The following is a 26,972-nucleotide window of genomic DNA, read 5'->3' as shown; positions in this document are numbered from 1 at the left end:
CGTGCTGAATTCAAAGAACCGAGCATTCGGGGGAGATCACAAACAATGAAAAGCTTCACGCAAGCCGCCAAGGCCGCCACCGTTACGCTGATCGCCGGCGCTGCCGCGATCACGTTCGCCACCGGCGCGGCCCACGCTGCCGAAACCGCTACGGTGGAAGTGCTGTCGATCGTCGAGCACCCCGCCCTCGACGCGATCCGCGACGGCGTGCGCGACGAACTGAAGGCCGCCGGCTACGATGCCGCCAAGAACCTCAAGTGGGAATACCAGAGCGCGCAGGGCAACACCGGCACGGCCGCGCAGATCGCCCGCAAGTTCGTGGGCGACAACCCGAGCGCGATCGTCGCGATCGCCACGCCTTCGGCACAGGCCGTTGTTGCCGCAACGAAGACGGTGCCTGTGGTCTACTCGGGCGTGACCGATCCGGTCGCTGCACAGCTCGTGAAGACATGGGCTCCCAGCGGCACCAACGTGACCGGCGTGTCCGACAAGCTCCCGCTCGACAAGCAAATCGCGCTCATCAAGCGCGTGGTGCCGAATGCGAAGAACGTGGGCATGGTCTACAACCCCGGCGAAGCCAACTCGGTCGTGGTGGTGAAACAGCTCAAGTCCCTGCTCGCGCAGCAAGGTCTGACGCTCAAGGAAGCGGCCGCGCCGCGCACCGTGGACATCGGCCCGGCGGCGAAGAGCCTGATCGGTAAAGTCGACGTGATCTACACGAACACCGACAACAACGTCGTCTCGGCCTACGAGGCGCTCGTGAAGGTGGCCAACGACGCGAAGATTCCGCTCGTTGCCGCCGATACGGACAGCGTGAAGCGCGGCGCCGTCGCAGCGCTCGGCATCGACTACAGCGACCTCGGCCATCAGACCGGCAAGGTGGTCGTGCGCATCCTGAAGGGCGAAAAAGCCGGCGCGATCGCATCGGAAACCAGCAACAAGCTGCAGCTGTACGTGAACCCGGCCGCCGCACAGAAGCAAGGCGTGAAGCTCTCCGACGATTTGCTCAAGGACGCCACCACGGTCGTGAAGTAACTTGAGGCAGCCCGCGCCACCGCGTCAGGCAACGCGCCCGCCCCCGTGTGCGGCGTGTTGCCGATTGGAAACGGCGCGGAAACAAAGTGCAGGCAATACTCAAGCAGCACGCAACACCGCAGTCGAGCCGTAAAAAACTACCAGCCCGGAACGGGCCTCCGCGCCCGCCGGCGCGCCGCCTCACCCGGGCCGCGCGACGGCGGCGACCGATCGGGCGCAGCAACCACCATTCGCGCGCCGCAGACCGCAACAGGATTTCCCCATGTCCCTCTACTCACTACTGGGCGCGCTCGAGATCGGCCTGATCTTCAGCCTCGTCGCCCTCGGGGTGCTGATCTCGTTTCGCATCCTCAACTTCCCCGATCTCACCGTCGACGGTAGCTTCCCGCTTGGCGGCGCCGTTGCGGCAACGCTGATCGCGAGCGGCCACGATCCGTTTCTCGCCACCGTCGGCGCGATGATCGCGGGTGCGATTGCGGGCTTCATCACCGGCTGGCTCAACGTGCGCCTGAAGATCATGGATTTGCTCGCGAGCATTCTCATGATGATCGCGCTGTATTCGATCAACCTGCGCGTGATGGGCGCGCCCAACGTCCCGCTCATTTCCGAAGCCACCGTTTTCACCAGGATTCAGCCCGCGTGGCTGCCCGATTACGTGCTGCGTCCGCTCGCGCTGTTCTTCGTGGTGCTCGCGGCCAAGTTCGGCGTGGACTGGTTCTTCTCCTCGCAGTACGGCCTCGCGCTACGCGCGACCGGGGCGAACCCGCGCATGGCGCGCGCCCAGGGCATCGCCACGGGCCGCGCGACGCTCGCGGGCATGGCGCTCTCCAATGCGCTAGTGGCGCTCGCGGGTTCGCTGTTCGCGCAGACCCAAGGCGGTTCGGACATCTCGATGGGCATCGGCACTATCGTGATAGGGCTCGCGGCGGTCATCATCGGCGAAAGCATTCTGCCCGCGCGACGCCTCGTGCTCACGACGCTCGCGGCCGTGCTCGGCGCGATTCTCTATCGCTTCTTCATTGCGCTCGCGCTCAATAGCGACTTCATCGGCTTGAAGGCGCAGGACCTGAATCTCGTCACCGCCGTGCTCGTGACGATCGCGCTCGTGCTGCCGGCCACGCGCAAGAAACTTTTTGCCCGCAAGAACGGGAGGGCCTAAGCGATGCTCAGCGCACAAGACCTCAGACTCACCTTCAACCCCGGCACGCCGATCGAAACGCGCGCGCTGCGCGGGCTCACGCTCGAAATCCCCACGGGCGAATTCGTGGCCGTGATCGGCTCGAACGGCGCGGGCAAGTCCACCTTCCTGAACGCCATCAGCGGCGACCAGATGGTCGATGGCGGCAAGATCACCATCGACGGCCAGGACGTCACGAAAAAGCAGGCGTGGGACCGCGCGCATCTCGTCGCGCGCGTGTTTCAGGACCCGATGGCGGGCACCTGCGAGGCGCTCACGATCGAAGAAAACATGGCGCTCGCGATGGCGCGCGGCAAGCGCCGCGGCTTCGGCCCCGCGCTTAAAAAGCAGGACCGCGAACTGTTCCGCGACAAGCTGCGCCTCCTGAACCTCGGCCTTGAAAATCGCCTGACCGACCGCATCGGCCTGCTCTCGGGCGGCCAGCGCCAGGCGGTGAGCCTCCTGATGGCCTCGCTTCAGCCCTCGCGCATTCTGCTGCTCGACGAGCATACGGCCGCACTCGACCCGAAGACGGCCGCGTTCGTACTGGAGTTGACCGCGCGCATCGTCGAGGAAGCGAAGCTCACGACCATGATGGTCACGCACAGCATGCGCCAGGCACTCGACTACGGCCAGCGCACCGTGATGCTGCACCAGGGGCAAGTTGTGCTGGACGTGTCCGGCGACGAGCGCCGGGGGCTCGACGTGCCGGACCTGCTGCGCATGTTCGAACAGACGCGCCACGAGAAACTCGACGACGACGCGCTACTGCTGGGTTGAACGGCTCGATGAACGCTGCTGTCGTTCGCGGCGTGGCGGCGGTGTCCCGCCGCTGCACGCCGCCCCGCGTTTTTCACATGAACGTCTTCCCCGCGCGGGCGTACAGACTGGTGTTGCGCTTCTCGCTTTCCACGACCTGGTCCCAAGGGCGCGCAGGCATCAGATAGTTTGACGACAGACTGTTCCAAAACCGATGGAACTTCACCTGTCCAGCCCCGTCGACCTCTGCCCTCCACACCGGGGTGCCGCCCAGGTTGCGCACCTCGAGCGCATTGTCGCCGTCCGCCACCGCATAGAAGCCGTCCTTGAACAGCAAGGCCGCATTATGTTTCGCCAGCCAGTTTTGTGTCGCGACTACGTCGCCAGGCTTGATTTGCTCGTCCACGCTCAGGAATTTCTGCTCCTGGAACCCGCCGCTCCCTGGCACGCGGGTCACGAACCGCGTCGCGCCGGGAGGCAAGGCCGAGTCGGCATCGCGATAGAACTGATATAGCTGTGCACCGCTGCCAGCGGTGCCGTCCTTGAACTCCGCGCGTGGCATGGGCGGTTCGACCCGCTTCCCGCGCGGATCGTACAGTTGCCACGATTGTGTTTCGGCCAGGCCGCTCTCTCCAGAGTGCGATACGTAAGGCACATAGGCCGACTTGCCCTCGGTAAGCCATTTACCGTCTTCGACATGCTGCAGCCCGCGACTATCCGAATACATGAACATGCCATTCGTGTTGTTCGGATCGGTTGGCGCAGCCCCCCAATACGCATTGCCAGACGAATCAATTTGCAACGCCGTGTTGTAGTCGTTATACCTATGGATACGTCCATCGTCGCCGAAGGTCATCTGGTCATCGGTGTTCGGCCCGATGTAACTATCGACATAGGGCCACGTCACGCCTTGCGACGTGGTTGCCTCGAGGCGAATCGGACCCGCGCCGGCATCGTTGTTCCACACCGGGTGGATCGTGAGCGGCCCCCGATAGTCCATGCCGGAAGCCTGATTCGAAGCCGCCTCGCCGACTTTCGCGCGAGCGTTTGCGAAAAACCTCGACTGTGTCACTGCAGGATCCTCGTTCGGGACATAGAGCGTCTTCCCACCCTCCTGAACGGGCTTGGCAAACGCCTTGTGCGCGTCGTCCTTCCATGCGGGGTTCTCGGGCGAGAAGCGCGCAAGCTCGGGATGGGCACCAGCCGTGCGCATCGAATCGTAGACGTCCCAACGATAATCCGGATTGGCATGATATTCGCCCAGTTGGCCGTTGTTCATCTGGCGCCAGCCGCGCACCTGCGTCCAGTCGAGACCGCCCATCGCCGCCACTTCACCATTGGCCGGCGCCCGTGCGTTGCCCTTGCCCAGACTGCCCGCCACGTCGACCATGTTCGGAGATGCTGCAAGATCGTAGACGTACCCGTTTTGCGAACCCATAGCGACAAGCTTGCGCTGAGCCATATCCAAATCGGAGAACGCGCCGAGATAACCCGAGCCGTCAACCACCCCGGATTTGGCCGAGACCTCGGCGTCGTGAGCGTCGAGATTGACATTGCGAAGGGAGGTATCGGTCGCGAAGAAGCCTTGGTTCTTCTTGACATCCTCCGGGGACAACGTCGATGGACGATAGAACACGGAAGACGCCTGTGGATCCGGGTTGCCGGCGTCGCGCTTCAATTCGTCATGATGGCCTTGCAACCCCGAAGGCCCGGGGGGAGGGTTGAAGCTGGGCGGCGGCGGCAACTCGGGGTTCGGGGGCACCTGCCAATGATCCGCGGGTCCGCCCGCCACCGCCGCCAGCGATGAATTGCCGGACAACGGCGACGGACCGTCGAGCAATGTATCGTCATAGGGCCGATACGTCCTGGTGTCGGCGAAGTAGCTGGTCCGGGCGCTCACCACACCGCCAAGATCAGGGTACCCCGTATTGAACATGGACGTGAGCGCGCCTCCAAGCTGATCGAACGACCGGTACCTGAAGGCGCCATAGTTGGGATCGTAAAGCTGGTATTCGTCGTTCTCGTAGTTGGCCGACGGATGGAGGCGCTGCACCGTTATCGCATGGTCCTCTCCGCCGGAATGAGCGAGTTCCAGGGTGACCTCAGCGAAGGTGTACTCTTCGCTGCCGCGCGCGTCCGATGAAGTGTGACGTGTCGAAAACTGGCTGCGCATTTCGTCGACGAGATCATGGCCGTCAGTCAAGTCGTCCTCGCCGGGACGCGCTTCATAGCCCGGCAAATCCGCATTGAAGGCGTAGCGATTCCGTTCTTGCGCGGCATTGACATGATCGATGGTCGCTTGCCGCGTTTGCGGGTTGGAGAGTCGAGCTTCGATTCCGTCCGTTGCCGTCATCAGATCGGGGGCCTTATTGCCCGCCACATCTTCCAGCGCAACCGACACCAGGCCCGCACACTTGTCCTTCATGCTATCGGGCTGGCCCGCGGCCTGCGAAAGCGACAGATCGCTCACGCCGTTGTATTCGAATGCGGAATTGCGATAAGCATCGAAGGTTGGCGAAGCTCCGGTTTCCGGCTCCACCGTCTGACGCGGCGCTCTACCGCTGCCCGGACTCGCGTCGGCACCCGTTTGCGCCTGCGCCCCAGAGGGAGAATCACGCGCATCGTCGGTTCTCGAAGTCTCGGCCGTGCCCGATCTTGCCGGCTCATTCTCCGTACCGGATATGCCGCCGGATCCTGCGTTCTCAGTTGGGCGCGGGTTGCTGTTAACCGGCGGACCGGCTGTCTCGCCGTCCTGCGCACCCGCTTTCGGAGCGCTCGGCGATGAACCAGCGTCCGAATTGCGTTGATCCTCCTGATTCGAGTAAAGATTTTGATAATTCGAACTACTATCTGTCGCGGACACCGCCATATTCGTACCTCTCGAGATTGAATGGATGCGGCACACCCAGCACGCAAGAGCACCATGGCTCATGAGCTCATGGCAATGAAAACATTTCTCGGCCTCGAAAAGTGGTATTCAAATACGATCCCGCACACGCTCATCCGCGCTGCGCCATCGACTGTTCAGCTAGAATCCGCGAAACTGTATATGGTTTGATGCGCCGTCAAGGAAGACACTGTCTGTTTCCCCGATGCGCTCGTGCGCGCGTTTCCTGTTTCCTCCCAGTACTGCAAAGGACCTCGACATGACCGACAACACGCGCCCCACCGACTCCCCGGCACAGCAACGGGCGGCGGCCACCACCGCGGCGGCGTTGCCGGTCCCCTGCCCCGGCGTCGATCCGCTCACCAGCATCCTGCCCGACGAACCGCTCCTCATGATGGGCGCGGGGCCCGTGCCCATTCCTGACGCGGTCGCCAAAGCCAACTCGGTCGTCATCAACCACCTCGGCGACACCATGGCGCGCGTGATCGACCAGGTGAAGTCGATGGCGCGCTACGTGTTCCAGACGCGCTCTAACTGGGTGCTCGGCGTGGCCGGCCCCGGTTCCGCGGCCATGGAAATGGCTGTGTCGAATCTCGCGTGGCCCGGCACGCGCGTGCTCTCCATCGTGAACGGCTTTTTCAGCGGCCGGATGGCGGAAATGGCGCGGCGCGTGGGCGCCGAAGTCACGACGCTCGACGTGGCCGACCGCGAGATTGTCTCGCTCGACGCGCTCGCGCAGGTCATCGAGCGCACGCGCCCCGAGGTCGTCACCGTGGTGCACGGCGAGACCTCCAACACGGTCTGGAACCGCCAGCTGCAGGACATCGTGCGCATCGCGAAGGCTTCGGGCGCGCTGGTCGTCGTCGACGCGGTGTGCACGCTGAGCACGATGCCGCTGGAGATGGACGCATGGGGCATCGACGTGGTCATCACCGGCGGCCAGAAAGGACTTTCGTCGATTCCCGGCGTTTCGCTGATCGCGTTCTCCGACGCTGCCTGGGAGCGCGTGCGCACGCGCACCGTGCCCAATACGCACTGGTGTCTCGATGCCATGCTCGCCGAAAATTTCTGGCACAACGCGGGCTATCACTACACCGCGCCGGTCTCGGGCGTGCTCGCGCTGCACGAAGCGCTGCGGCTCGTCTGCACGGAGACGCTGGAAAAGCGCTTCGCGCGGCATCAGCGCTGCTCGCTCGCGCTGCAAAGCGGCGTGACGGCGCTCGGTCTACAACTCTATACGCCCGAGGCGTGCCGCCTGAATTCCGTGGTCGGCATCGCGCTGCCCGCGGGCGTCACGCCGCGTGACGTGTGCAACCATATCTCGCAGCAGTATCAGGTGGAGATCGCCGGATCGTTCGGACTCCCCATCGTACGCATCGGGCAGATGGGCGAGCAATGCCGCGAGCACCATCTGTTCCGCACCGTGCATGCGCTCGGCCGCACGATGTGCGACCTGGGCGCGAATGTCGATTTGCCTGCCGGCGTGGCGGCGCTCGAAGAGTCGCTTTCGGCGGCTGGGCGCCGCTAAAGCAGGCAAGGCGCGCCGCTATCCGTTACGCGCGGCGCGCCCGCACGCAAAGAAAAGCGGGTGCGAGCGCCAGTTCCGCATGGAGCCGGGGCGCCACCGCCTTCATTTCCGGCTGCGGCTGCGGCTCGACCAGTTGCTCGATCGCCCAGCCGCTCGCGCCCAGCGCATTGACGATATCGGCAAGCGGTCGCCGATACGCCTCGACATATGGCTTCGGCTCGCCGAAGCCCGCCCAATGCAAGCCGAAGCGCGTGGTCTCGAAGTACGAGCGGCCGCCACGCGTGCGCGTGTCGATCCAGTCGCGCATCGGATGCGCCATCGAGAACACCAGCAGCGCGCCAGGTCGCGCCACGCGCCGGAATTCCGCGAAGGTGGGCGCGAGGTGCTCGACATAGTCGAGTGCGAGCGAGCAGACGATGCGGTCGAACTGTGCGTCGGCGAGCCACGAGAGCGGCTGGCCCAGATCGCCTTGCGCCACTTCCACGGGCAGGCTCGCGCAATGCGACTGCGCGAGCTCGACCATCGCGGGCGTCACGTCGAATGCGTGCACCCGCGCGCCCGCGCGCGCCAGTTCGGCGCTGACGATGCCGGGGCCGCAGCCCGCGTCGAGCACGCGAAGGCCCGCCACGTCACCGAGCAACGCGGCCGTGGCCGGACGCTCGTAGAGGGCGTTGTGCGGTTTTTCCGGGGCCATTTGCGCGTAGCGCTGCGCGAACTGAGTATAGTTCGCGCGGCCCGGAAGCCCGGGCGCTGCGCTCGTGTCGCGGGCCGAGTCGGGGTGAGCCCCGGGTGTGGAAGGGTCGTTGACCTGGGAATCGTTCTGCATGCTGGCGTGACGGCGGTGGCGCCGAAAATAGGCGAAAGCGCTATTGTCCCGCGTTTCGTCCAGCATTGCGCACGCTTAGTTCGAGCCCGCGCTTCACGCGCGCGATGTCCACGCCGCCCGCGCCAGGCTGATCGGCAAGTGGCATGAAGCGCGCGGGTGTGTGCAGCAAATAGGCCTGCATTTCGTCGATCACGATGCGGTCCGACGGGTCGTAACCCATGCCCGCCAGTTCCCCGGTCAGCGCCTCGCGTTCGGTGTGCGTCAGTTGATGCCACCAGAATGTGCGGCACGCGTGGGCATAGGCGGGGTCGGAGAAAAAGCGCCAATGCCCGAGTTCGTGGCTCAGAATCGCCGCGCGCACTTGCGCGTCGATCACTTCGCCCGCCGGACCCTTGCCCATGCCTGGAATCGTCACGAGAAAATCGCGCGAGGACGCCGCGCGCCATGTCGTGCCGCCCTCTCCTGTTGCTCCCGCTTCCCGGTGGATCAGCCCCCATCGCGTGAGCAGTGCCTGCAACGCGCGCTCGCCTTCGGTCAGGCTCGCGCGCTGCCGCTGCGCCACCTCGAAGAACTGCGCGATCTGCGCTGCGCTGAAGTTGTTGCCCGCCGTGAGCCCAGCGGGATCTTCGCCGAAGCGCCGCGCGTTCGCGGCCACGGCGCTCATCGACACCACGCGGTCGTGCGGCATGTCGCGCCGCTCGATCAGCGCGACCACGCGCGAGAACATCGCGCCCTGCGCGGCGAGGCTCGGTGCATGCATCACATAGAGACCGGGCTGGTCCGTGATGGCGTAGAGCCGCAGCGTCGGGCCCGGCGGCAATGCGCCGACAAGCTGCGCGAGCGGCAGGCGCACGACCTCGATGTCCGGGACGAATGCGCTGGCGAGCTCGGCGCTCAGCGTGGAGATGGGCACTGCCGCCGGCCCGCTTGAAGCCCCCGACGCGCCCGAGGCAACCACGCCCGGCGCGGGGACCCCGGCGCACACGCCCATCAACGTTGCGCACGCAACGTTAGCGACACCGGCACGCGCGCGCGAACTCGCGCCCGGCAAGCGGCCTCGGATGCGCAAGAACGCCACGCCGTTCAATCAGCAACGGTCACGATCGTCACGCGGCGGTTTTCCGGCGCGGCTGGATTGCGCGTATTGAGCGGCTCGCTCGACCCCTTGCCTACCGCGGTCAAGCGCTCCGCCGCAATGCCGTCCTGCTGCGTGAGGTAGTCCACCACGGCCTGGGCACGCCCCTGCGATAGCGTCATGTTCGCGTCCGGGTTGCCGCGCGGGTCGGCGTGGCCCTCCACGCGAAATTTGTACGCAGCGAGCTTGTCGGACTGCAGCGCGCGGGCGACCTTGTCGAGCGCCGTGCGCGCGGTGCTCGTGAGATCGGTCGAGTTGGTGGCGAAGGTAATCAGCATTTGCGCCGATGGCGCCTTCGCAGGCCCCTTCGCCTTCGCCGACATCGCACCAGGCTGCTGGTTCGACAGCACGAAGCCGCGCGTGAGCACGTCGCCGGTGGTCTCGCTCGGCGTGAGCGCTTTGGTAACGGACTGCTCGGTGATGTCCTTCTCCTTCATCACCTGCGCATGGGCCGGGGTTTGCATCGCACCCGCGAGCACGACCGCGCAACAGGCCAGCGCGGCGGGCCACGCATGCCGCAGCCGCGCCGGCGAAAGGTTCTTCACGATAGCCGACATGTCATCTCTCCATTAAATGCAATCTTGTACGCGCGCGGGCATCGCATCGCGGTTTCAAACGCGCTGCAACGCGATCGCCGCCTTCCACGGCGCGCGCGCCGCATCGAGCAAATCGGCGAAACGCGGCCCGTCGAGCAGCCCTATGGCGACGCGCAGCGCGGGCTCCACCTGCGCCGATCCTTCGCTCCACCACAGGCTGTCGCCCGCCGCCGTGTGCGCGGCCAGGCACTCGCCCAGCGCGACGCCGTTGTTCTCGCCCTCGCACGCACCAGCATAACGCCAGGGCGCGCGCCTATCATCATCGAATCCATCGAGTCTGCACACCTGATCGGCGAAACGCTCGAGATCGAACGACGGCGCAAGCGTCGAGAGCGCGAGCTCCACTGCCATCTCGAACCATGGCTGCGCGCCGCGCAGCCAGTCCGCGAACAATCCGGGCGCCACCGGCCGCGCGAGCGTGAACGGGAAATAGCGGCCCACGCGGTCCACGCCCGGCATCAGCACGCCCGCCCAGGCCGGCGCGCCGCACAGGGTCTCGCCCAGCGCGAAACACCATACCGGCGCGTTCAGATAGAGCGACAGCCACTGCGCGCCGTAACGCGCGCGCGCCTCCAGCATGCCCGCCTGGAGGCTGCGGTCCCACGGCTCGATAAAAGCCGCCGGCAGCCGCCGCGCGACAAAGTCGCCATGCGTGCGGACCTTGCCGAAAAAACCCGTCTCGCTCATAGATGATCAGGACACCGGAACTGATCGATCATGCCGCGCCGGAACGGATTCGTCACGCTGCTCGCGTCCAGTTCCAGTTGCACGTGACGGCCGTCCGACACGAAGTCGATCTTGAAGCGGTCGGACTGGCCCATCTGCTGCATCTGCGCCTTGTCCATCAGATGCAGCAGCGCCCACGGGCCGTCGGCGCGCGGCGCGTCGCCTCCGCCGGGCGGCGCGAATTCCACGTGCGCCTGCCCCGTGCCTTTGCCGCTCGGCCACTGGAAGCCCATGCCTTCGTTCGCGCCCGGCTTGACGACCCACTGCTGGCCGTCCACGTCGAGCGTGAATTGCGTGATGGTCGGATCGATCGCAATCGGCTTGACCGTGAAGCGCACCGAGACATCGCGTCCGCCCGCGCGGAACAGCGCATCGCGAATCTGCGCGGCGCGCTGGAACTGCACGAGCACATCATCGGGAATGCCAGGCGATTCCGTTCCGGCCCGCCAGCGCCACACAGGCCCCGACATATCGACGAAGTTCTGCAGATTCTTCTGGAAGAAGTCGTCGATCAGGCCGCCCGGCGCGAGCAGTCGGCCGAAGTCGTCGGGCGCGGCGTCGCGCGTGGAAGAGCGCACGAGCGGGTAGCGTCCGTCGAGCGCCTGCTTGCACAACTGCCCGACGTTCGCCATCCAGAGCGCATTCAGGCGCGCACGCTCGCCGCCCGCCATCAGCGCCGTAGCGCCGTTCGACACGTCGTTCACGACCGCCGCGAGCGGCGCGGGCGCGCCCTGCGAGGCGAGCTTGAGCTTGCCAATGGCGTCGCCGGGCGGCGGCGCGAGGCCCTGGCGGCGCGCGGTATCGGCGGCCTGGAGGTAGGTGGCCGCGTCCTTGAGCGCCGCAAGCTGAGTGTCGAGCGGCGACGGCCCTTGCGCACCTGGTTTGCCCACGAGGTCATGCAACGGCTGAAAATGCGCGTCAACCGGATTGACCTGCGGCGGCGCGCCGTTCGCGTTGTCGTCGGGGGCGTTGCCAAGCGCGCTCTCCAGCTTCTTCTTCATCGCCTCGATCTTGCCGTTGATGAGCGCCCCCGCCTGCGCGCCAATCGTCCCGCCCAGGCTGAGCTTGCCGAGCGTGGTCTCGCGCGCCGCCGCCACCATCACCGCGCGCAGCGGCGAATCGGCATTGCCGAGCGCATACGCGACGCGTGCGCCCTTGTCCACGCCATCGAACGGCACCACGGCGATATCGCCGAGCAACGCATCCCACTGGCGAATGTATTCGTCGTAGTAGAGCTGCGTCATCGCCGCCTTGAGATCGCTTGCCGCCGCGGGCGTGAGCACCTGTTCGTCGCGGCCCAACACCCAGTTGTCGCGCGCTACGTCGAGCACCGCCGCATCGCGCGCCGCGAGGAACTTCTCGTAGCCCGCAAGCGTGAACGCGCCCGGCACGCCGCGCGTAAGCGGCGCGCCGCTCTTGCGCACCAGCACGAGCGCGGCGTTCGGGCCGCCTGCGCTCGCCACGCTGAAATCGGGCAAATGCTGGGCGTCGAGATCGCGCCGCACGCTCTCGAACATGCGCTGCGCGAGCGGCATTTTCGCAAGGTTCGTGCGCGCCTGCTGAATCAGGTTCTTGTCGAGCGGCAGCGAGGGATCGAAGAACGCTGGCTCGAGAAGCGCCGCGAGATGCCCGTCGATATCGCTACGCTGCGCATCGCTCGCATCGCGCAACGGGCCGCGCTGCCAGTCGACGTCGGCCCACAGGCGCACCGAGTCGGCGTCGTAGTGCGAGGGGTCGCCGAGCATCAGATACGCGCGCAGCACCGCATACTGGAACTCGCCATTGTTCGCATCGCCGCGCCGCAACTCTTCCTCCATGCGCCGCACCACGAGCGGCAGCAGCGTTTGTCCGAGCAGCCGGCGGTAGCTCGCCTGCGCTTCGCGCCCGAGCTTGTCGCCCTGGTAGAGGCCGAGGCGCGAGAGCCACGGCGCGCTCGCGTTGCGCTGCGCATAGCCGCCGGGCAAGTCGCGCGCGGCGTTCAGGAGCGGCAGCAAGGCGAGCGGATTGTCGGTGACCGGCGTGGCCTGCGCGAGCTGCTTGAGCGCGTCGACCTGCTGCGCCGCATGAGCCACGTAGGCCTCATTGCGTTGATAGCTGATGAAGAACGCGCCGAGCGCCAGCACGGTGACGAGCGCGATGGCGCCGAGCGCAATGCGCTGAATCCACGCACGCCGGCGTTCGAGCCCGCGATTGGTGCCCGCGAGCCCGGCCTCGTGAAAGATCACGTCGCGCATGAGCCGCGTGATGAAGTACGCGCGGCCCGCCGAGGCATCGGGCAGCAGGACCTGCTGCTGCAAGCCGAGCGCGGCGGCCACCGCGCTCATCACGCGATCGATCGGCCGACCTTCCTGGGTGCCGCTCGTGAAATAGACGCCGCGCAGCAGCACCGGCTTTTCGTAGCGCGACGCGCTGAACGCATCGTTGAGGAATGCCTGCAAGACGCCTTCGAGCCCCGCGAACTGCTGCGGGAAACCGTAGACGAGCGCGCGCCGCCGCGTATCCGTCTCCTGCTGCATGCGATGCAGCACGCGCGCCTGCAAGCGCTGCGCGAGCGCGGCGAACTCGGCCGGAAATTGAGTTGAAATTTGCCCGGTGACATCGTTCGGATTGCCTGGTTTATCCGCGCTTCCGCCCTCGTCGAAGGCGAACGTCATACCCCAGACCTGCTCGCGTTCGTCGCGGCCCAGATCGTCGAAGAACTCCGCGAAACCGGCCAGCAGGTCGCACTTTGTCACCAGCACATAGACCGGGAAATGCGCGCCGAGCCGCTCATAAAGCTCCTTCAGGCGCTCGTGCACGGCCTGGGCCTGCAATGCGCGCTGCGTGTCCGAAAGCTGCAGCAGATCCTGCGCCGAGACCGCGACGATCACGCCATTGAGCGGGCGGCGCGGCCGGTACTTGCGCAGCAGTTGCAGGAAGCCGCCCCACGCGGCCTGATCGGCGGCCGCGAAGCTGTCCTGGGTCGTGAAGCGGCCCGCGGTGTCCAGCAGCACTGCATCGTCGGTGAACCACCAGTCGCAGTTGCGCGTGCCGCCCACGCCGCCCACCGCATGATCGCCGAGTTGCGTCGAGAGCGGAAATTTCAGGCCCGAATGCGTGAGCGCCGTGGTCTTGCCAGTGCCGGGCGCGCCCACGAACATGTACCAGGGCAGCTGATACACGTACTGGCTGCCAAAGCGCCCTTTTACGCGGGACTTGCGCAGAATGGCCATGGCCTCTTCGAAGCGCTTGCGCAGCGCGTTCACGTCGGCGTCCGATTGCTCCTTGCCGGGGGACGTCTCGTTCGCGCCCTCGGCCACCACACGCGTGAACTTCACGTTGGCGAGGCGCGCGCGCAGCCAGCGCACGAACCAGTAAAGCGCCCACAGCAGGAACAGCACTATGATCACGATCCAGCGGCTCGCACTCGTTTCGAGCGGCGCATTGCCGGCCCACGCGAACAGCGGCCCTTCGATCCAGACGATCAGCGCGAGCGCGAGCACGCCGAGAAACGACAGCACGATCTTGCGCCGCAGCCAGTCCACCAGTTTCTTGATCATGGCGTGGCTCCCGGTGCGAGCACGGCAATATCCACGCGGCGATTGCGCGCGCGGTTGGCCGCGCTGTCGTTCGGCGCAATGGGCTCGGTGTCGCCGCGCCCTTCGGCGGTGAAGCGCGCGGGTGTGCCGGTGCGCGCGACCAGCAGATCCTTCACGGTTTCCGCGCGCGCCTGCGAGAGGTGCCAGTTCGACGGGAAACGTGCGGAAATAAGCCGCTGATTGTCGGTATGCCCGATGACCACGACGTTGCCGCGCACGTCCTTCAACGCGTCGCCGATACGCTGCACGATCGGCAGATACGTCGATGTAAGCTCCGCGCTGCCCGAGGCGAAAAGGCCGTCGCCGTTCACCTCGACGATGGTGCGGTCGGGCTGCTCGGTCACGCGCACGAGGCCCTGGGCGATCTCGGGTGCGAGGAACTTCGACAGCTTCGGCGCGGGCTTGGGTGCGGCTTCCATCTTCGCCGCCAGCGCCGGCGGCGGCGCGACGCGCACCGCGTGCAGCGTCTGGAACACAGCATCCGATGCGTCGTTGAGCCGGAAGCTCAGCACCAGATGCGCGACCACCAGCACGACGCACGCCACCGCCGCCGCCACCCACAGCGGCACCAATTGCAGCAGCGGCTTGCGCTCCGCATTCACGGGCTGCCAGTGTGGCGAGAGCTCGCGCTCTACCGCGCCGCGCTGCGCGCGGATCATCTGTTCGAGCCGCTCGCGCACCGCATCGAGTTGCGTGCGCCCGCCGTCGATCAGGCGGTAGCGCCCTTCAAAGCCAAGGCCGAGTATCACGTACATGAGTTCGAGCACGTCCACGTTCGCACCAGGATTTTGCGCGAGCCGCTGGAGAATCAGGAAGAAGCGCTCGCCGCCCGACGCCTCGTTATGGAAGGTCACGAGCAGGCTGCGGCTCGCCCAGGCGCCCGCGCCCCACGGCGTGCTGGAGATCGCCTCGTCGAGGAAGGTGCACAGGCAGTAGCGCGACGCACCGAGCTTTTCGTCGTCGTAGCCGCTCGCGCGCCCTTGCGTCTCGAACGCACGCATCATCTGAATAAGTTGCGTGCGCAACTGTTCGAGGTCGGGGTGCGTGGGCAACTGGCGCAACGGCAGCGCGAGGTCGATGAGCGGATTGGCCGCGCGCAGCAGCGGATTCAGGCCGCCCGCGCCGGCGGGAATCGGCGCGACCGAGGTGGCCGCCGCCACGAACGGCGCGCGTGCGCCGCCCGGTGTCGGGATCAGGATGGTGGCGCCGGGATCGGCGCTCATGGGTGGGTCGTCGGGTGACACGGTGCACGTCCTCCTCAATCGATGGCGTCTGCGCCAGACACGAATACGGTCAGCGGCGGATCGCCCAGAATTCCATCGCGAGGCCGGGGAATTCGCCTGCGACGTGCAATGCCATGCCCGACGAGGCGGCGAACTGCTTCCACAGTTCGTTGCCGCGGTCGAGCTCGAAATACGTGAATCCCGCATGGAACGGCAACTGGCGCGGCGCCACCGGCAGCGCACGCAAGCCGATGCCCGGCAATTGCAGATTCACGAGGTCGCGGATGCGCTCGATCGGCCCGATCTTCACTTGCGGCGCGAAGCCGGTGAGGATCGCTTCGGCCGGCATCTGCGCGCGCACGGCCAGCACGAAGGTGGCCGAGGCGAACAGGTTCTTGTCGGGCACGAGCGCGACGCGCAGGCCGAACTTGCGCTCTTCGAGCGGGATTGGCACCGCGTGCGGGTCCATCACCATGCTGAGCGCCGCGCGCAAATCGTCGATCACTGGCGCGAAGGTTTCGCGCAAGCGGTCGTGCCGGTAAACCGGATACGCGTTGGGGCGCTTGTTCTTCTGGCTGAACGTGGCCAATTCGCCCGCCAACTGCACCACCATGCAATAGAGCGCCTCGGGATGCAGGCCCGTCATGGTGGAGAAGTGCGCCGCGAGCGGCTCCGCCCGGTTGATGAGTTCAAGCAGCAGGAAGTCCGAGACCTCGGCCACGCCCGTCACGCCCGGTTGCACGAGACGCGCGGCCAGCGCTTCGCCGCGCTGGTGCAACAGGCCCACGAGGTCGTCGGCGAACGCGCGCAGGCGCGGCGCCACGCGATAGTCCATGCACGGCGGGCTATAGTCGGCTTCGAGCACGACGCGGTTGTCGGGCTGCCGCTCGATCACACGCGCCACGCCTATCGTCGCGTAGGCGTTCGCCACGTCGGGCTCCAGCGCGAGGCGCACGCGCAGCTTGCCGATCTCCACCAGCGCCGCGCTCGCGTTCGGGTCGTTGCTGTCGGCCACCTCGGCTTCCGCGCGGCGATGGCGCGCGAAATTTTCTTCGCTATCCTCATTGCCCGTTTCCGGAACGCCGGGCCGGCGCACCGGCAATGCGAGCGTCACGAGCACGCCGCGCGTGCCTTCGGGAATGTCGAGCGGTGCGGGCAGATCGTCGTCGCCGGGCAGATTGAACGGCGTGCCGTCGGGGAAAACGCCCGAGCACGACAGCAACGCGAGCTTGCCGAGCTTGAGCAGCTGCTCGTCGATTTCGAGCGAGGCGAAGCCCCATGCATAAGGGCGCAGGCCGCCCGCGCGCGTTTCCAGCTGCGCCTGCAAATAGCGGTCATGCTGCTGCAGATGATGCGGCTGCAGAAACATGCCTTCCGACCAGATGACTTTGCTGTTCCAGGACACGTTGTTCTCGTCGTCGTGTGTATCGTCCAGGTTTAAAGGGGCCGCCGCTTCAGGCGGACCCTGCCGATTTCTTCTCTGCGTCCTCGCGCGCGCGTTGTAGCGCGTCCACCTGCGCCTCGTACGCGTCGTTGAACGCCTTGCCAAATAGCTTCTGGAAGTCGTCCTCCGCTTCGCGCGCGATGCCCGCGCGCAATTCCACGAAGCGGTCCCAGAGCTTCGCCTTGCGGTTCGAGAGCACGCGGTCGAGCATGCCCTGCTCGCTCAACTGCGCTTCGAGCGTGGCCGGATCGAAGCGCGCGAGCACATGCGCGAGCGCCGCGCGCATGCCCACGAGCACGGCCAGTTCATGCGATTCGATGTCGACGAACGCACGCGCCACCGCTTCGGACGGCGGCAAGTAGCCTTGCGCGCGGCCCGTGAGCATTTGCGCGAGTGCGCTGTCCACGTCGGGGAAGAACTTGAGCGGGTTGTTGTCGCGCGCCACGATGAGCGTGGTGTCGAGCCGCGCCTCGCGCTTGGTCATCGAGCGCGCGCGCAGCACCGACATGGTCCCGCGCAGCGAGTCGCGCAACATCGTGCCGACGAGCCGCGCGAGATCGGCGGCGGGCAGGTTCGGCACGCGGCCGGGTTCGAGCCCCAAGCCTTCGAGCAACGCGGCGAGCACAACTTCCTCTTGCGGTGATGCGGGCGTGGCGGGCGCGGCGGAGTCAGCAGGCGTGGGAGCCGACACAGCGGCGGGCGCGGTTTGTGGCGGCTGCTGTTGTTGCGATTGCTGTTGTTGCGGCGATGGAGGCGAAGACTCTTCGGCCTTCGCCTGCACGGCGAGCGGCGATTCAGGCTGCGTAGTTGCCGCCGACGCAAAGATCTGCGTCACCGATGGCAGCAACTGGTGCGTTTGCGACGGCTGCGACGGCTGCGGCTCTTGTGGCGCGAAGCCAGCCGGAGCAGCCGGCGAAAAGAGATCGTCGAACGGGGTCGCGCCGAGCGGCCCCGCGTCGCCAAGCAGGCTCGCGGGCAGGCCAGTCGGCCCCTGCGCGCCGAGACCGAGCGGATCGGCTGCGCCAGGCATGGCCGCGCACGCCTGCGAAGGCGCGTGCATCGGCGGCGAGACCGGCGTCATCGCAGGCGCGGTATGCTGGGAAAAAGCGCCGGGCGTCGCTACGCCGGGCGTCGCCGCGCCGTGCACATCGGCCAGCGGATCGTAGTCGTCGGGAATGCCGCCTGGCGAGCCGAACGAAGCGGGCGCAAGCGTAGGCGGCGCGAGCGCCTGTAGCTCGGGCGATACGTGGTCGCTCTCCGACCCGGCGTAGCCGGGCCGCGCGGCCATGCGCTCACCCGCGCCCAACGCCTCACCAAGGGCATCGAGACCGCCGGCCCCAACGCCCCCCATCGCGCCCAGGCTGCCCGCGCTGCCGGTAAAACTGCTGGCACCAGGCGCGAACGGATTTTCGGGCAACGCCGCGCCCCCAGCCAGCGGCGCACCCTCGGCCAGCGGCGCGCCGCGCAACACCTGCGCGCCCGCGAGCGGATCGTGCCCGAACGGCCTCGCCTCTTCCTGCGCAGTGGCCTCGGCCAGCGCCACCTCAAGCAAATACGCGCCGATCATCAACTGATCGCCGTGCGCGAGCCGCGCCTCGCGCGTGCCGCCCAGCGCGCGCTGGTTCAGCACGCTCGGATTCGCGCCGAGATCGCACAGCAGATACTCGCCGCCCCGGCACTCCACCCGCGCATGCACGCGCGAGATCGCGCGCTGCTGGTCGGGCAACACGAGCGTGCAGGTAGTGGCGCGGCCGATCGTGCCGCCGTCCGGGCCGAAGCGCACCGCGATCGGCTCGGCAAGCGGCTCGTCGTTGTACTTCGCCACGCGCAGCGTGAGGATCGGATTGGTCAGTTGCATCGCATTACCCTGTATTTCCCCGTCATTTAATCAGGATTGCAGATCGCTCGATAACACTGCAATACGCCACGTTATGGCTCACGATTCGACTTTCCTGGTGCCATCGTCGGCGTCCTTGGGATCGGTGGGCGCGGTCGGCGACGAACCATCGCCCGAGCCCGCCGAGCCGCCCGAATTGAGCTGGATCGGCATGCCCGACACCGCGACCGAACTCGGCCCGATCACCACGAACGCGCCGCCCGCCTTCAAGGTGATGCTCATGCCCGCCTCGATCACCACGTTCATGCCCGCCTTGATATGAATGTTCTTGCCCGCGTCGATGGCGTAGTCGGTGCCCACCTTCTCCTGAAGCTTGCCGCCCACGTCGAGCGAAGCCGTGCCGTCGACCTTGGCGTTCTGCGCTCCGCTCACGTGGTCGTGGCGGTCGCCGCTCACCTGCACGTACTCGTTGCCGGTGACCTTCAGGTGGCGGTCGTTGCCCACGTTCATCAGCGCGTCGTTGATCACCCAGGTTTCGTGGTCCTTCTGCGCATGAAAGAACAATTGCTCGCCGCCTGCCTTGTCGAGAAAGCGCACCTCGTTATTGCCCGAGGCGTTGGGCGTGGAATTGCTCTTGATGGTGGCAAAGGCCGAATTGGCGGGCAGCTTGTACGGCGGCATCAGGCTCGCGTTGTAGACGCTGCCCGTGACGAGCGGATGATCGGGGTCGCCCTCGATAAACTCGACGATCACTTCCTGCCCCACGCGCGGCAGAAAGAACATGCCCCAAGTCTTGCCCGCCCAGCCCTGCGAGACGCGCGCCCAGCAGCGGTCCGTGACCTCGCTGCTCTCGTTTTCGTACAGTTGCTCCCAGTGGAACTGCACCTTGATGCGGCCGTACTCGTCGGTGAAGATCTCCGAGCCGGCGTCGCCCACCACCACTGCCGTTTGCAGGCCGCCCACCACCGCGCGCGGCGTGAGACGCTCGGCGCGGAACTGGTTGTCCTTACGCAACGCGCTGAACGCGCAGTCGAAGAACGGCATCTTTCTCTGCCCTTGCGCCGCACGGCTCGATACATAGACATCCGAATTGATTTCGTAGGTCGCGCGCACGACCAGATATCCGTCGTTGCAGTCGTCGAGCGGATGGTCGCTCAGTTGCAGCAAGCCACCCGGCCAGACGCCGCGCATGGAAGCGCGGCCTTCGATGCTGTCGTTGCGCGCCTGGCGGATCTCCACGCCCACGCGCGCGTAGCGGTCGCCGTCGGCGGGCGCGGTATGGCCCGTGAGGTGCTCCTGCATCGTGTAGCTCGCCGCGTCGTAAGGCTGGGTGCGCGTGGCGCGCGAGCGCAAGCCGCCTTGCAGGCTGGAAGAAGGTTTTTCGAAGTCGTAGTCGTTGGTTTCGTAGTAGCCAGTCTGCAACTCGCCGCCCGTGAACCACTCGTAGACGCACTCCATGTCCTCGCGCGCGGCCGCATCGCGGTCGCGGTACGGCACGCCGCGGTAGTTCGGGATCGGCGCGTGCACGTCGCCCGCGTCGGCGAGCACCAGGGTCTGGCGGCCGTTTGCGTGCTCGAAATAGTAGTAGATGCCCTCGTGCTCCATGAGCCGGCTCACGAAGTCGAAATCGGTCTCGCGGTACTGCGCGCAGTGTTCGCGCGCGGGATACGTTGCGGTGCAGCGGTTGGTCACATCCACGTTGTAGTCGTTGAGCACGCTCATCACGATCTCGGGCACGGTCTTCTGATAGAAGAAGCGGCAATGCGAGCCGCGCGTGAGCAGCCAAAGGCGCGGGCGCACGATGGCCTGGTAGCCGGCCATGCTGCCGTACATCTGGTTGCCCGGCGAAATCATGCGGAACACCGTCACGATGCCGTTGAACTGGCGCTCCCCGCCCGCAGGCAGCGCGAGCGCGATCGACAAGTCCTGGCCGAGCACCTGGGCAGGCGTGACGCTGTTTTGCTCGCACAGCAAGTCCACGCGGTACTCGCTCAGGCGGCCCAGTTCGTCGCTGCCGGTCATGCGCAGGAACAGCAGTTTCGCCTCGGTGCCCTTGCAGTTCACCGTTACGTTGCGGTTCGTATCTTGCGAAGTCATCTCAGGCAATCGGTCAGGGAATCATCGTGTTGACGGTGGCGGGGTTCACGATCGATACCACGCCGCCCCAGTTGCACATGCACTTCGAGACGTTGTCGAGCGAGGGCTGGTTGCCGAGCAGCACGGTCGGCGCGCCGGGGGCCCACGGCGAGAAAGTCGCAGGAATGCACGGCATGGGCGTGAGCACGCCGAACGCCGCCGCCGTGGCCGACGCCACCACCGGATTGGCCATCGACGAGCACACGCCGAACGGCATGATGTTGACCATCGGTATGTGGTCCATGATGTTCGCGGCGGGCGGGCCCTCGCCCATCACCTGATTGACGGGCAACACCACGAGGCTCGACGGCGCCGCGCCGAATGAGCATTGCAGTGTGGCCCCCATGCTGACCTGTTGAGGCATGGCAGTTCTCCCAGCGCCTGTTCAGTCGAACGTATAAACAAACTCGCCGTCGTGCGCGCCCACCTGCACCTTCGTCACGCTGCCGCCGTTCATCATGCGCGTGAGGAACTCGGTGGACACGCGCGGCAGCAAGGTGTTGGTCAGGATCGCGTCGATCATGCGCCCGCCGCTCTCAAGCTCCGTGCAGCGGCTCGCGATGAGCTTGACCACGTCGTCGTCGTAGAGGAACGGCACCTTGTGCGATACGCGCAGCCGCTTCTCGATGCGCGAGAGTTGCAGGCGGATGATCGCGCCCAGCATCTCGTCGGAGAGCGGGTAGTACGGGATCGTCACCACACGGCCGAGCAGCGCGGGCGGGAACACCTTGAGCAGCGGCTCGCGCAACGCCTTCGCGATGCCCTCGGGATCGGGCATCAGTTCGGGGTCCTTGCAAAGGTTCGTGATGAGGTCGGTGCCCGCGTTGGTGGTCAGCAGGATGAGCGTGTTCCTGAAGTCGATCACGCGGCCCTCGCCGTCTTCCATCCAGCCCTTGTCGAACACCTGGAAGAAGATCTCGTGCACGTCGGGGTGGGCCTTTTCCACCTCGTCGAGCAGCACCACGCTATAGGGGCGGCGCCGCACGGCCTCGGTGAGCACCCCGCCCTCGCCGTAGCCCACATAGCCCGGCGGCGCGCCCTTGAGCGACGAAACCGTGTGCGCCTCCTGGTACTCGCTCATGTTGATCGTGATGACGTTCTGCTCGCCGCCGTAGAGCACCTCGGCCAGCGCGAGCGCGGTCTCGGTTTTGCCCACGCCCGAGGTGCCCGCGAGCATGAACACGCCAATCGGCTTGTTCGGATTGTCGAGCCCCGCGCGCGAAGTCTGGATGCGCCGCGCGATCATTTCGGTGGCGTGGCCCTGGCCGATGATGCGCTTGTTGAGATTCTCGGCGAGCTTGAGCACGTTCTCGATCTCGTTGCGTACCATGCGGCCCACGGGAATGCCGGTCCAGTCCTGCACGACCGAGGCCACGGCCTGGCGATCGACGGTGGGCAGGATCAGCGGATCGTCGCCCTGATGGCTCGCGAGCTGAGCCTGCAATTCGCGCAATTCGGCGCGCAGTGCTTCGGGGTCGATCTGCGCGGCGGCATTCCCGGCGCTTTCAGCCGCTGGCGCGGCGGCTGCGTTCGCTGCATCCGCGCCGCCCTCCACCTTGCCGGTTTTCTCACGAAGTTGCGCACGCAACGAAAGAATCCGCTCGACCAGCGCCTTCTCGTTCTCCCAGCGCGCCTCGAGTTCCACGAGGCGTTCGCGCTCCACCGCGAGCTTTTCGCTGGCCGCCGCTTCGCGCTCGCGCGTCTCGATGCCCACGGCCTTCTCGCGGCCGATGATCTCCAACTCCGTCTCCAACGCGGAAATCCGCTTGCGCGCATCGTCCACGGAGGGCGGCGTGGCGTGCTGGCTCACTGCCACGCGCGCGCACGCCGTGTCGAGCAGGCTCACCGACTTGTCGGGCAACTGGCGCGCCGGAATGTAGCGGTGCGAAAGCCGCACGGCTGCTTCCAGCGCCTCGTCGAGCACCTGCACCTTGTGGTGCTGCTCCATCGTGGAGGCCACGCCGCGCATCATGCGGATGGCCTTTTCTTCATCGGGCTCGCCCACCTGCACGACCTGGAAGCGCCGCGTAAGTGCGGGATCCTTTTCGATGTGCTTCTTGTACTCGGCCCACGTGGTGGCCGCCACAGTGCGCAGCGTGCCGCGCGCGAGCGCGGGCTTGAGCAGGTTGGCAGCGTCGCCGGTGCCGGCCGCGCCGCCCGCGCCCACCAGCGTATGGGCTTCGTCGATAAAGAGAATCACAGGCTTTTCCGAGGCCTGCACTTCTTCGATCACCTGGCGCAGCCGGTTCTCGAATTCGCCCTTCATGCTCGCGCCGGCCTGCAACAGGCCCACGTCGAGCGTGCGCAGTTCGACGTCGCGCAGCGAAGGCGGCACGTCGCCCGCCACGATGCGCTGCGCGAAGCCCTCCACCACCGCCGTCTTGCCCACGCCGGCTTCGCCCGTGAGGATCGGGTTGTTCTGGCGGCGGCGCATGAGGATGTCCACCACCTGGCGGATTTCCTCGTCGCGGCCAACGATGGGGTCTAGCTTGCCGCTGCGCGCCTGTTCGGTGAGATCGGTCGTGAAGCGACGCAGCGCTTCCTGCTTGCCCATCGCGGCCGGGGGCATTCCCGCGGCATCCGCTCCAGAGCCTGCTCCCGCGCCTGCGTTCGCATTGAAGCCGTCGCTCGCGCCCATCGCCGCTTCGGGCGAATCGCGCAGCAGGCGGTCGAATTCCTCGCACAGCGCATCGAGCTTGATCTGCTCGAACTGCCGCGAGATGCCATAGAGCGTATTGCGCAGCGACGGAGTCTTCAGGAGTCCGACCATCAGATGCCCGGTGCGCACCTGCGACTCGCCGAACATCAGCGAGCCGAACACCCAGCCGCGCTCGACGGCCTCCTCCACCTGCGAGGAAATGTCCGTGACCGACCCGGCGCCGCGCGGCAACCGGTCGAGCGCCGCCGTGAGGTCGCTGGCGAGCCGCGCGGGATCGATCCCGTAGTGGCGTGCGAGCCGGTGCAGGTCCGAGTCCTGCAACTGGAGGATCTGATGGAACCAGTGCACGAGCTCGATATAAGGATTGCCGCGCAAGCGGCAAAACATGTTCGCGCTTTCGAGCGCGCGAAAGCCTAGCTGATTGAGCTTGCCAAAGAGCGCTGCACGCTTGATTTCGGCCATGTCTTCATTCTCCTGAGTGAATGTCGAGCGCTGCTGCGTGTTCCGTCGCCCGTTGCATGTCTTCCTGCTTCCGCTCGCGCACGGAAGCGCCGCTTGCTGGATTGAGTTTCAGTTGCTTCTGGTCGCCTTGCGCCGCGCCGCTGAGCACCCAGCTCGTGAGCCCGAGCCGCGCGTGGCGGCCCAGCTTCAGGCGCGGCACTTCGGCCTCGCGCAATTGCAGGTTCACGTCCCAGTCGAGGCCGTCGCGCACGTAGTTGCGGACCCAGTCGGCGAGCCGCTTGAGGCTGTCGCCGCCGGGCAGGAAACGTTCGTATTCGGCCATCGAAAGCGGCCCGATGACGATGCGAAACTTATGCTGACAATCCCATACGCGCGCGCCGAGCAGCGTGGAAACGCCGAGCGCCGATGATCCATCGCGCAAGCCCATGCGCGTGCGCGTCTCGGCGGGCAGCGGCATCCAGTGGCCCACCCATTGCTCGATCGACACGGGCAGCTGGAAAAAGCGCGTGAGGATCAGCGCGAGACCCGCGGCCGGGCGCGTGCGCGCGCCGAGCAGCCCCGCGAAATGGAGCTTCGCGAAATCGGGCACGGTGTCGCGCTCGCGCAGCGCCTCCTCGCCCATGCCGAAGGTCGAGCCCACATACATCGCGAAGCGGTCGCGCCCAGGGCGCTCCAGGCTCACCGCGGGCTGCGCATTGGCCCATGCGCGGTAGAAGAGGCTAGTCATGCGGTGCTGGAACAGGTCCAGAAAGCGCGCGAAGGTGGGATCGTCCGCGTTGCGCTCGCGGTCGCGGATATATTCGGTCAGATGCGTGGGCAGCGCGCCATGCGGCCCGAGCAGGCCGAAGAAGTTCACGGCCAGACGCGGCGCCGTGCCATCGCCGCGCTGCGAGAATTCGGCCAGCGTGGTCGGATGAAACACGAGTTCGGGCCGCTGCGTGAAGCGCACGGCGTCGTCGCGCGGGCGCAGCGATTCACCCACGCGCGGCTGAGCAGGCCACGCGTTTTCGATCAGGCGCACCGCCTGGAAGAAGTCGAAGCGAAACGCCTCGTCTTCGAGCAGCTTGAGCACGGTCAGAGCGTCACGCATTGTCCCGCCCTCGCAGGCCAGCGCATGATCTCGCCGCGCGCCGTGGTGCGCACCACGGTCTCGGTGAACGAATTCATCGAGACGTATAGCGAAAAATACCGTGCGAGCACCGCGCCCAGCACGAAGGCCCCGGAGCCTTCGAAGGCCGTCTCGTCGAACGTCACGCTCACCTGCTGGCCGCGCCCGAACACGATCGGCCCCGGCACCGGCAGCCGGCGCGTGACCGGCTTGGCCTCGATCGAACGCACGCCTTCGATCTGCCGCTGCGCGGCCGGATCGTCGACGGGGCAATAAAGGCTCAGCAAATCGCGCAGCGCCCGCGCGCCCGTGGACGCATCCGTGTCGATCAGCGACTCGTAGTTCAACGATAGATGGCTCAGCAGCCGCCACGCCACTGCGCCGTGCGCGAACGATGGCAAGGGCCGGCTCGGCCCGCTCACGCAGCGCACGCTTTCCACGGGCGCTTCCACGCCGAGCGTGAAATCCGATGCGCCGGTGCCGGTGGCCAGCGTGAGCGGCAAGTCGCGGTTGGTGCACAGCACCTTGAGGCCGAGCTGGCGTAGATCCGCGCGATATGGCGCATTGGCCGCGTCGACGAGCGCGATGAAAGTTTCGCTGCCAAGGTAGCTCGTGCGCTGACCACGCTCTCTCGCGCGCGAGGACTGCAAGCGCCGTTCGCGGCGCACCTGGTAGTACGCGCTGCCCTGCTCGGCCGCCGACAAATCGCGCGCGTGATAGAAGGGCTCGAAGCGCTGCTCGTCGTTCGAGCCCGCGCCGTGTCCCGTGACTTCCTCGATGCGATAAATCTCGAAGTCGAGCGGCCGCGTGCGGTCCGCGATCACCTGATACTCGAATTGTGCAGGATCGAAAGCGATGCGGTCGGCGCGGCGGGAGAACAGATTGATCGCAGGCGTGCAATGGAGCGAGAAGTGGCTCGCGTCGAGCGTCTGTTCGAGCAGCGGGTCGGCGCGGTCGAGCAGCACGATCACTTCAACCTCGTTTTCGGCGCATGCGCGCAGCGCGCTCTGCAAGCCGTCGATGGCGACGAACAAAAAGCGCTGCGGAAACGCGAAATATTCCTGCAGCAGACGGAAGCCTTGAAACGATTGGCCGCTCACGGGCAGCAGCGCTTCGCTGTCGTCGAAGCCTATGGGCTTGACCGCGCTCTTCGGCAACAACCGGTGCCACGGCGCAGGCCGCGCGACCGGCAGCACCGCTACGCCCACGGCGCTGGCAAGCAGGCGCTCGTAAATTCGGGCAGGCAGCGAATCGGCGCCACGCAAATAGAGCGTGAGCGTATCGAGCGCAAGCTGGCTGAACTTCACGCCGCCCGTGGTGCGCAAGCGCAGGCGCACGCCCGCTTTCACGCCGGGCGGCAGCGCCATGTCCGCGCCGCCGAGCGCGCCGGTATGCGTGAAAAACTTCGCCTCGACGATTTCCACGGGCCACAGCGTGAGCGCGTGCGCCGTGCGGTATTCGCAGCGCGTCGAGCCGCTCTTGTCGAGCACTGCATGCAAAGCGCTGCCGCGCGGCACGGTCACGCCGCCCGCGAGCGCCGGATGCGCGAGATCGGGCTGCATGTGCACCACCGTCATCGAGGGCGTGGGCGCGAGGTAATGCGGATACACCAGCTCCGCGAGATGCTGCGTGAAGCGAGGAAACTCGGCGTCGATCTTCAACTGCACGCGCGCCGCGAGAAAGCTGAAACCCTCGAGCAGGCGCTCGACATAGGGGTCGGCGCATTCGAGCCCTTCGAGACCCAGGCGTGCCGCCACCTTCGGAAACTCGCGCGCGAATTCGCTGCCCATCTCGCGCAAATGCGCGAGTTCCTGGTTGTAGTAGCGGATCAGGTCGGGGTTCATCGTCGCTTATGC

18 protein-coding genes are annotated in these 26,972 nt (G+C 66.4%); 4 read left to right on the top strand and 14 right to left on the bottom strand.

Annotation, left to right across the window (positions count from 1 at the left end; translation table 11 throughout):
* Positions 1–45 precede the first annotated feature (45 nt).
* From NH14_RS04415 to NH14_RS04405, 3 genes are all read left to right on the top strand, one after another.
* Positions 46–1,035 carry an ABC transporter substrate-binding protein gene (locus tag NH14_RS04415; protein WP_035521231.1) on the top strand — a complete coding sequence of 330 codons (990 nt, stop codon included), beginning with the start codon at positions 46–48 and terminating at the stop codon, positions 1,033–1,035.
* Positions 1,036–1,297: 262 nt separating this feature from the next.
* On the top strand, positions 1,298–2,194 hold the full coding sequence (locus NH14_RS04410; protein ID WP_035521234.1) for an ABC transporter permease: 897 nt from the start codon (positions 1,298–1,300) through the stop codon (positions 2,192–2,194).
* A gap of 3 nt (positions 2,195–2,197) precedes the next feature.
* A complete protein-coding gene (locus NH14_RS04405; protein ID WP_035521236.1) occupies positions 2,198–2,992 on the top strand; it encodes an ABC transporter ATP-binding protein in 795 nt (264 codons plus the stop codon).
* A 73-nt stretch (positions 2,993–3,065) separates the two neighbouring features.
* Here NH14_RS04405 and NH14_RS04400 read toward each other — a convergent pair whose 3' ends face one another.
* On the bottom strand, positions 3,066–5,840 hold the full coding sequence (locus NH14_RS04400) for an enterotoxin A family protein (RefSeq protein ID WP_161790822.1): 2,775 nt from the start codon (positions 5,838–5,840) through the stop codon (positions 3,066–3,068).
* A gap of 277 nt (positions 5,841–6,117) precedes the next feature.
* On the opposite strand from NH14_RS04400, the gene NH14_RS04395 reads away from it, so the two are divergent.
* On the top strand, positions 6,118–7,386 hold the full coding sequence (locus tag NH14_RS04395; protein ID WP_084225048.1) for a pyridoxal-phosphate-dependent aminotransferase family protein: 1,269 nt from the start codon (positions 6,118–6,120) through the stop codon (positions 7,384–7,386).
* A 25-nt stretch (positions 7,387–7,411) separates the two neighbouring features.
* Here NH14_RS04395 and NH14_RS04390 read toward each other — a convergent pair whose 3' ends face one another.
* The 13 genes from NH14_RS04390 to tssF all read right to left on the bottom strand — a co-directional run bounded on the left by NH14_RS04390 (position 7,412) and on the right by tssF (position 26,960).
* Positions 7,412–8,212: a class I SAM-dependent methyltransferase gene (locus NH14_RS04390; protein ID WP_084225050.1), complete on the bottom strand. Its 801-nt coding sequence runs from the start codon at positions 8,210–8,212 to the stop codon at positions 7,412–7,414.
* Between the two features lie 40 nt (positions 8,213–8,252).
* Positions 8,253–9,281 carry a hypothetical protein gene (locus tag NH14_RS04385; protein ID WP_152617038.1) on the bottom strand — a complete coding sequence of 343 codons (1,029 nt, stop codon included), beginning with the start codon at positions 9,279–9,281 and terminating at the stop codon, positions 8,253–8,255.
* 14 nt (positions 9,282–9,295) lie between these two features.
* Entirely contained in the window at positions 9,296–9,904 is a 609-nt protein-coding gene (locus tag NH14_RS04380; protein WP_035521238.1) for an OmpA family protein, read from the bottom strand.
* Positions 9,905–9,958: 54 nt separating this feature from the next.
* Positions 9,959–10,630, bottom strand: a complete 672-nt coding sequence (tagF, locus tag NH14_RS04375) for a type VI secretion system-associated protein TagF (RefSeq protein ID WP_035521240.1) — start codon at positions 10,628–10,630, stop codon at positions 9,959–9,961.
* The gene (tssM, locus tag NH14_RS04370) at positions 10,627–14,208 is read right to left on the bottom strand and encodes a type VI secretion system membrane subunit TssM (RefSeq protein WP_035521243.1); all 3,582 of its coding nucleotides are present in this window, start codon (positions 14,206–14,208) and stop codon (positions 10,627–10,629) included. The genes tagF and tssM overlap by 4 nt, the downstream gene beginning before the upstream one ends.
* Entirely contained in the window at positions 14,205–15,470 is a 1,266-nt protein-coding gene (gene tssL, locus NH14_RS04365) for a type VI secretion system protein TssL, long form (protein ID WP_035521246.1), read from the bottom strand. The genes tssM and tssL overlap by 4 nt, the downstream gene beginning before the upstream one ends.
* A gap of 70 nt (positions 15,471–15,540) precedes the next feature.
* Positions 15,541–16,875: a type VI secretion system baseplate subunit TssK gene (gene tssK, locus NH14_RS04360; protein ID WP_035521248.1), complete on the bottom strand. Its 1,335-nt coding sequence runs from the start codon at positions 16,873–16,875 to the stop codon at positions 15,541–15,543.
* Between the two features lie 49 nt (positions 16,876–16,924).
* Positions 16,925–18,772: a type VI secretion system-associated FHA domain protein TagH gene (gene tagH / locus NH14_RS04355; protein ID WP_237179508.1), complete on the bottom strand. Its 1,848-nt coding sequence runs from the start codon at positions 18,770–18,772 to the stop codon at positions 16,925–16,927.
* A 78-nt stretch (positions 18,773–18,850) separates the two neighbouring features.
* Complete coding sequence (locus NH14_RS04350) at positions 18,851–20,848, bottom strand: type VI secretion system Vgr family protein (protein ID WP_035521250.1); 1,998 nt, start codon at positions 20,846–20,848, stop codon at positions 18,851–18,853.
* A 13-nt stretch (positions 20,849–20,861) separates the two neighbouring features.
* Positions 20,862–21,251, bottom strand: coding sequence for a DUF4280 domain-containing protein (locus tag NH14_RS04345; protein WP_035521252.1), 390 nt, complete (start codon positions 21,249–21,251; stop codon positions 20,862–20,864).
* Positions 21,252–21,272: 21 nt separating this feature from the next.
* Positions 21,273–24,008 (bottom strand): type VI secretion system ATPase TssH, encoded by a 2,736-nt coding sequence (gene tssH, locus NH14_RS04340; protein ID WP_035521254.1) that lies wholly within the window; start codon positions 24,006–24,008, stop codon positions 21,273–21,275.
* Between the two features lie 4 nt (positions 24,009–24,012).
* Positions 24,013–25,098 carry a type VI secretion system baseplate subunit TssG gene (tssG, locus tag NH14_RS04335; RefSeq protein WP_084224991.1) on the bottom strand — a complete coding sequence of 362 codons (1,086 nt, stop codon included), beginning with the start codon at positions 25,096–25,098 and terminating at the stop codon, positions 24,013–24,015.
* A complete protein-coding gene (gene tssF, locus NH14_RS04330) occupies positions 25,083–26,960 on the bottom strand; it encodes a type VI secretion system baseplate subunit TssF (protein ID WP_035521256.1) in 1,878 nt (625 codons plus the stop codon). The genes tssG and tssF overlap by 16 nt, the downstream gene beginning before the upstream one ends.
* Positions 26,961–26,972: the final 12 nt, after the last annotated feature.

This window comes from Paraburkholderia sacchari (assembly GCF_000785435.2).
Taxonomy (GTDB): Bacteria; Pseudomonadota; Gammaproteobacteria; order Burkholderiales; family Burkholderiaceae; genus Paraburkholderia; species Paraburkholderia sacchari.
Note: the sequence above shows the minus strand (reverse complement) of the source record. Positions and strands in the feature narration are given on the sequence as shown.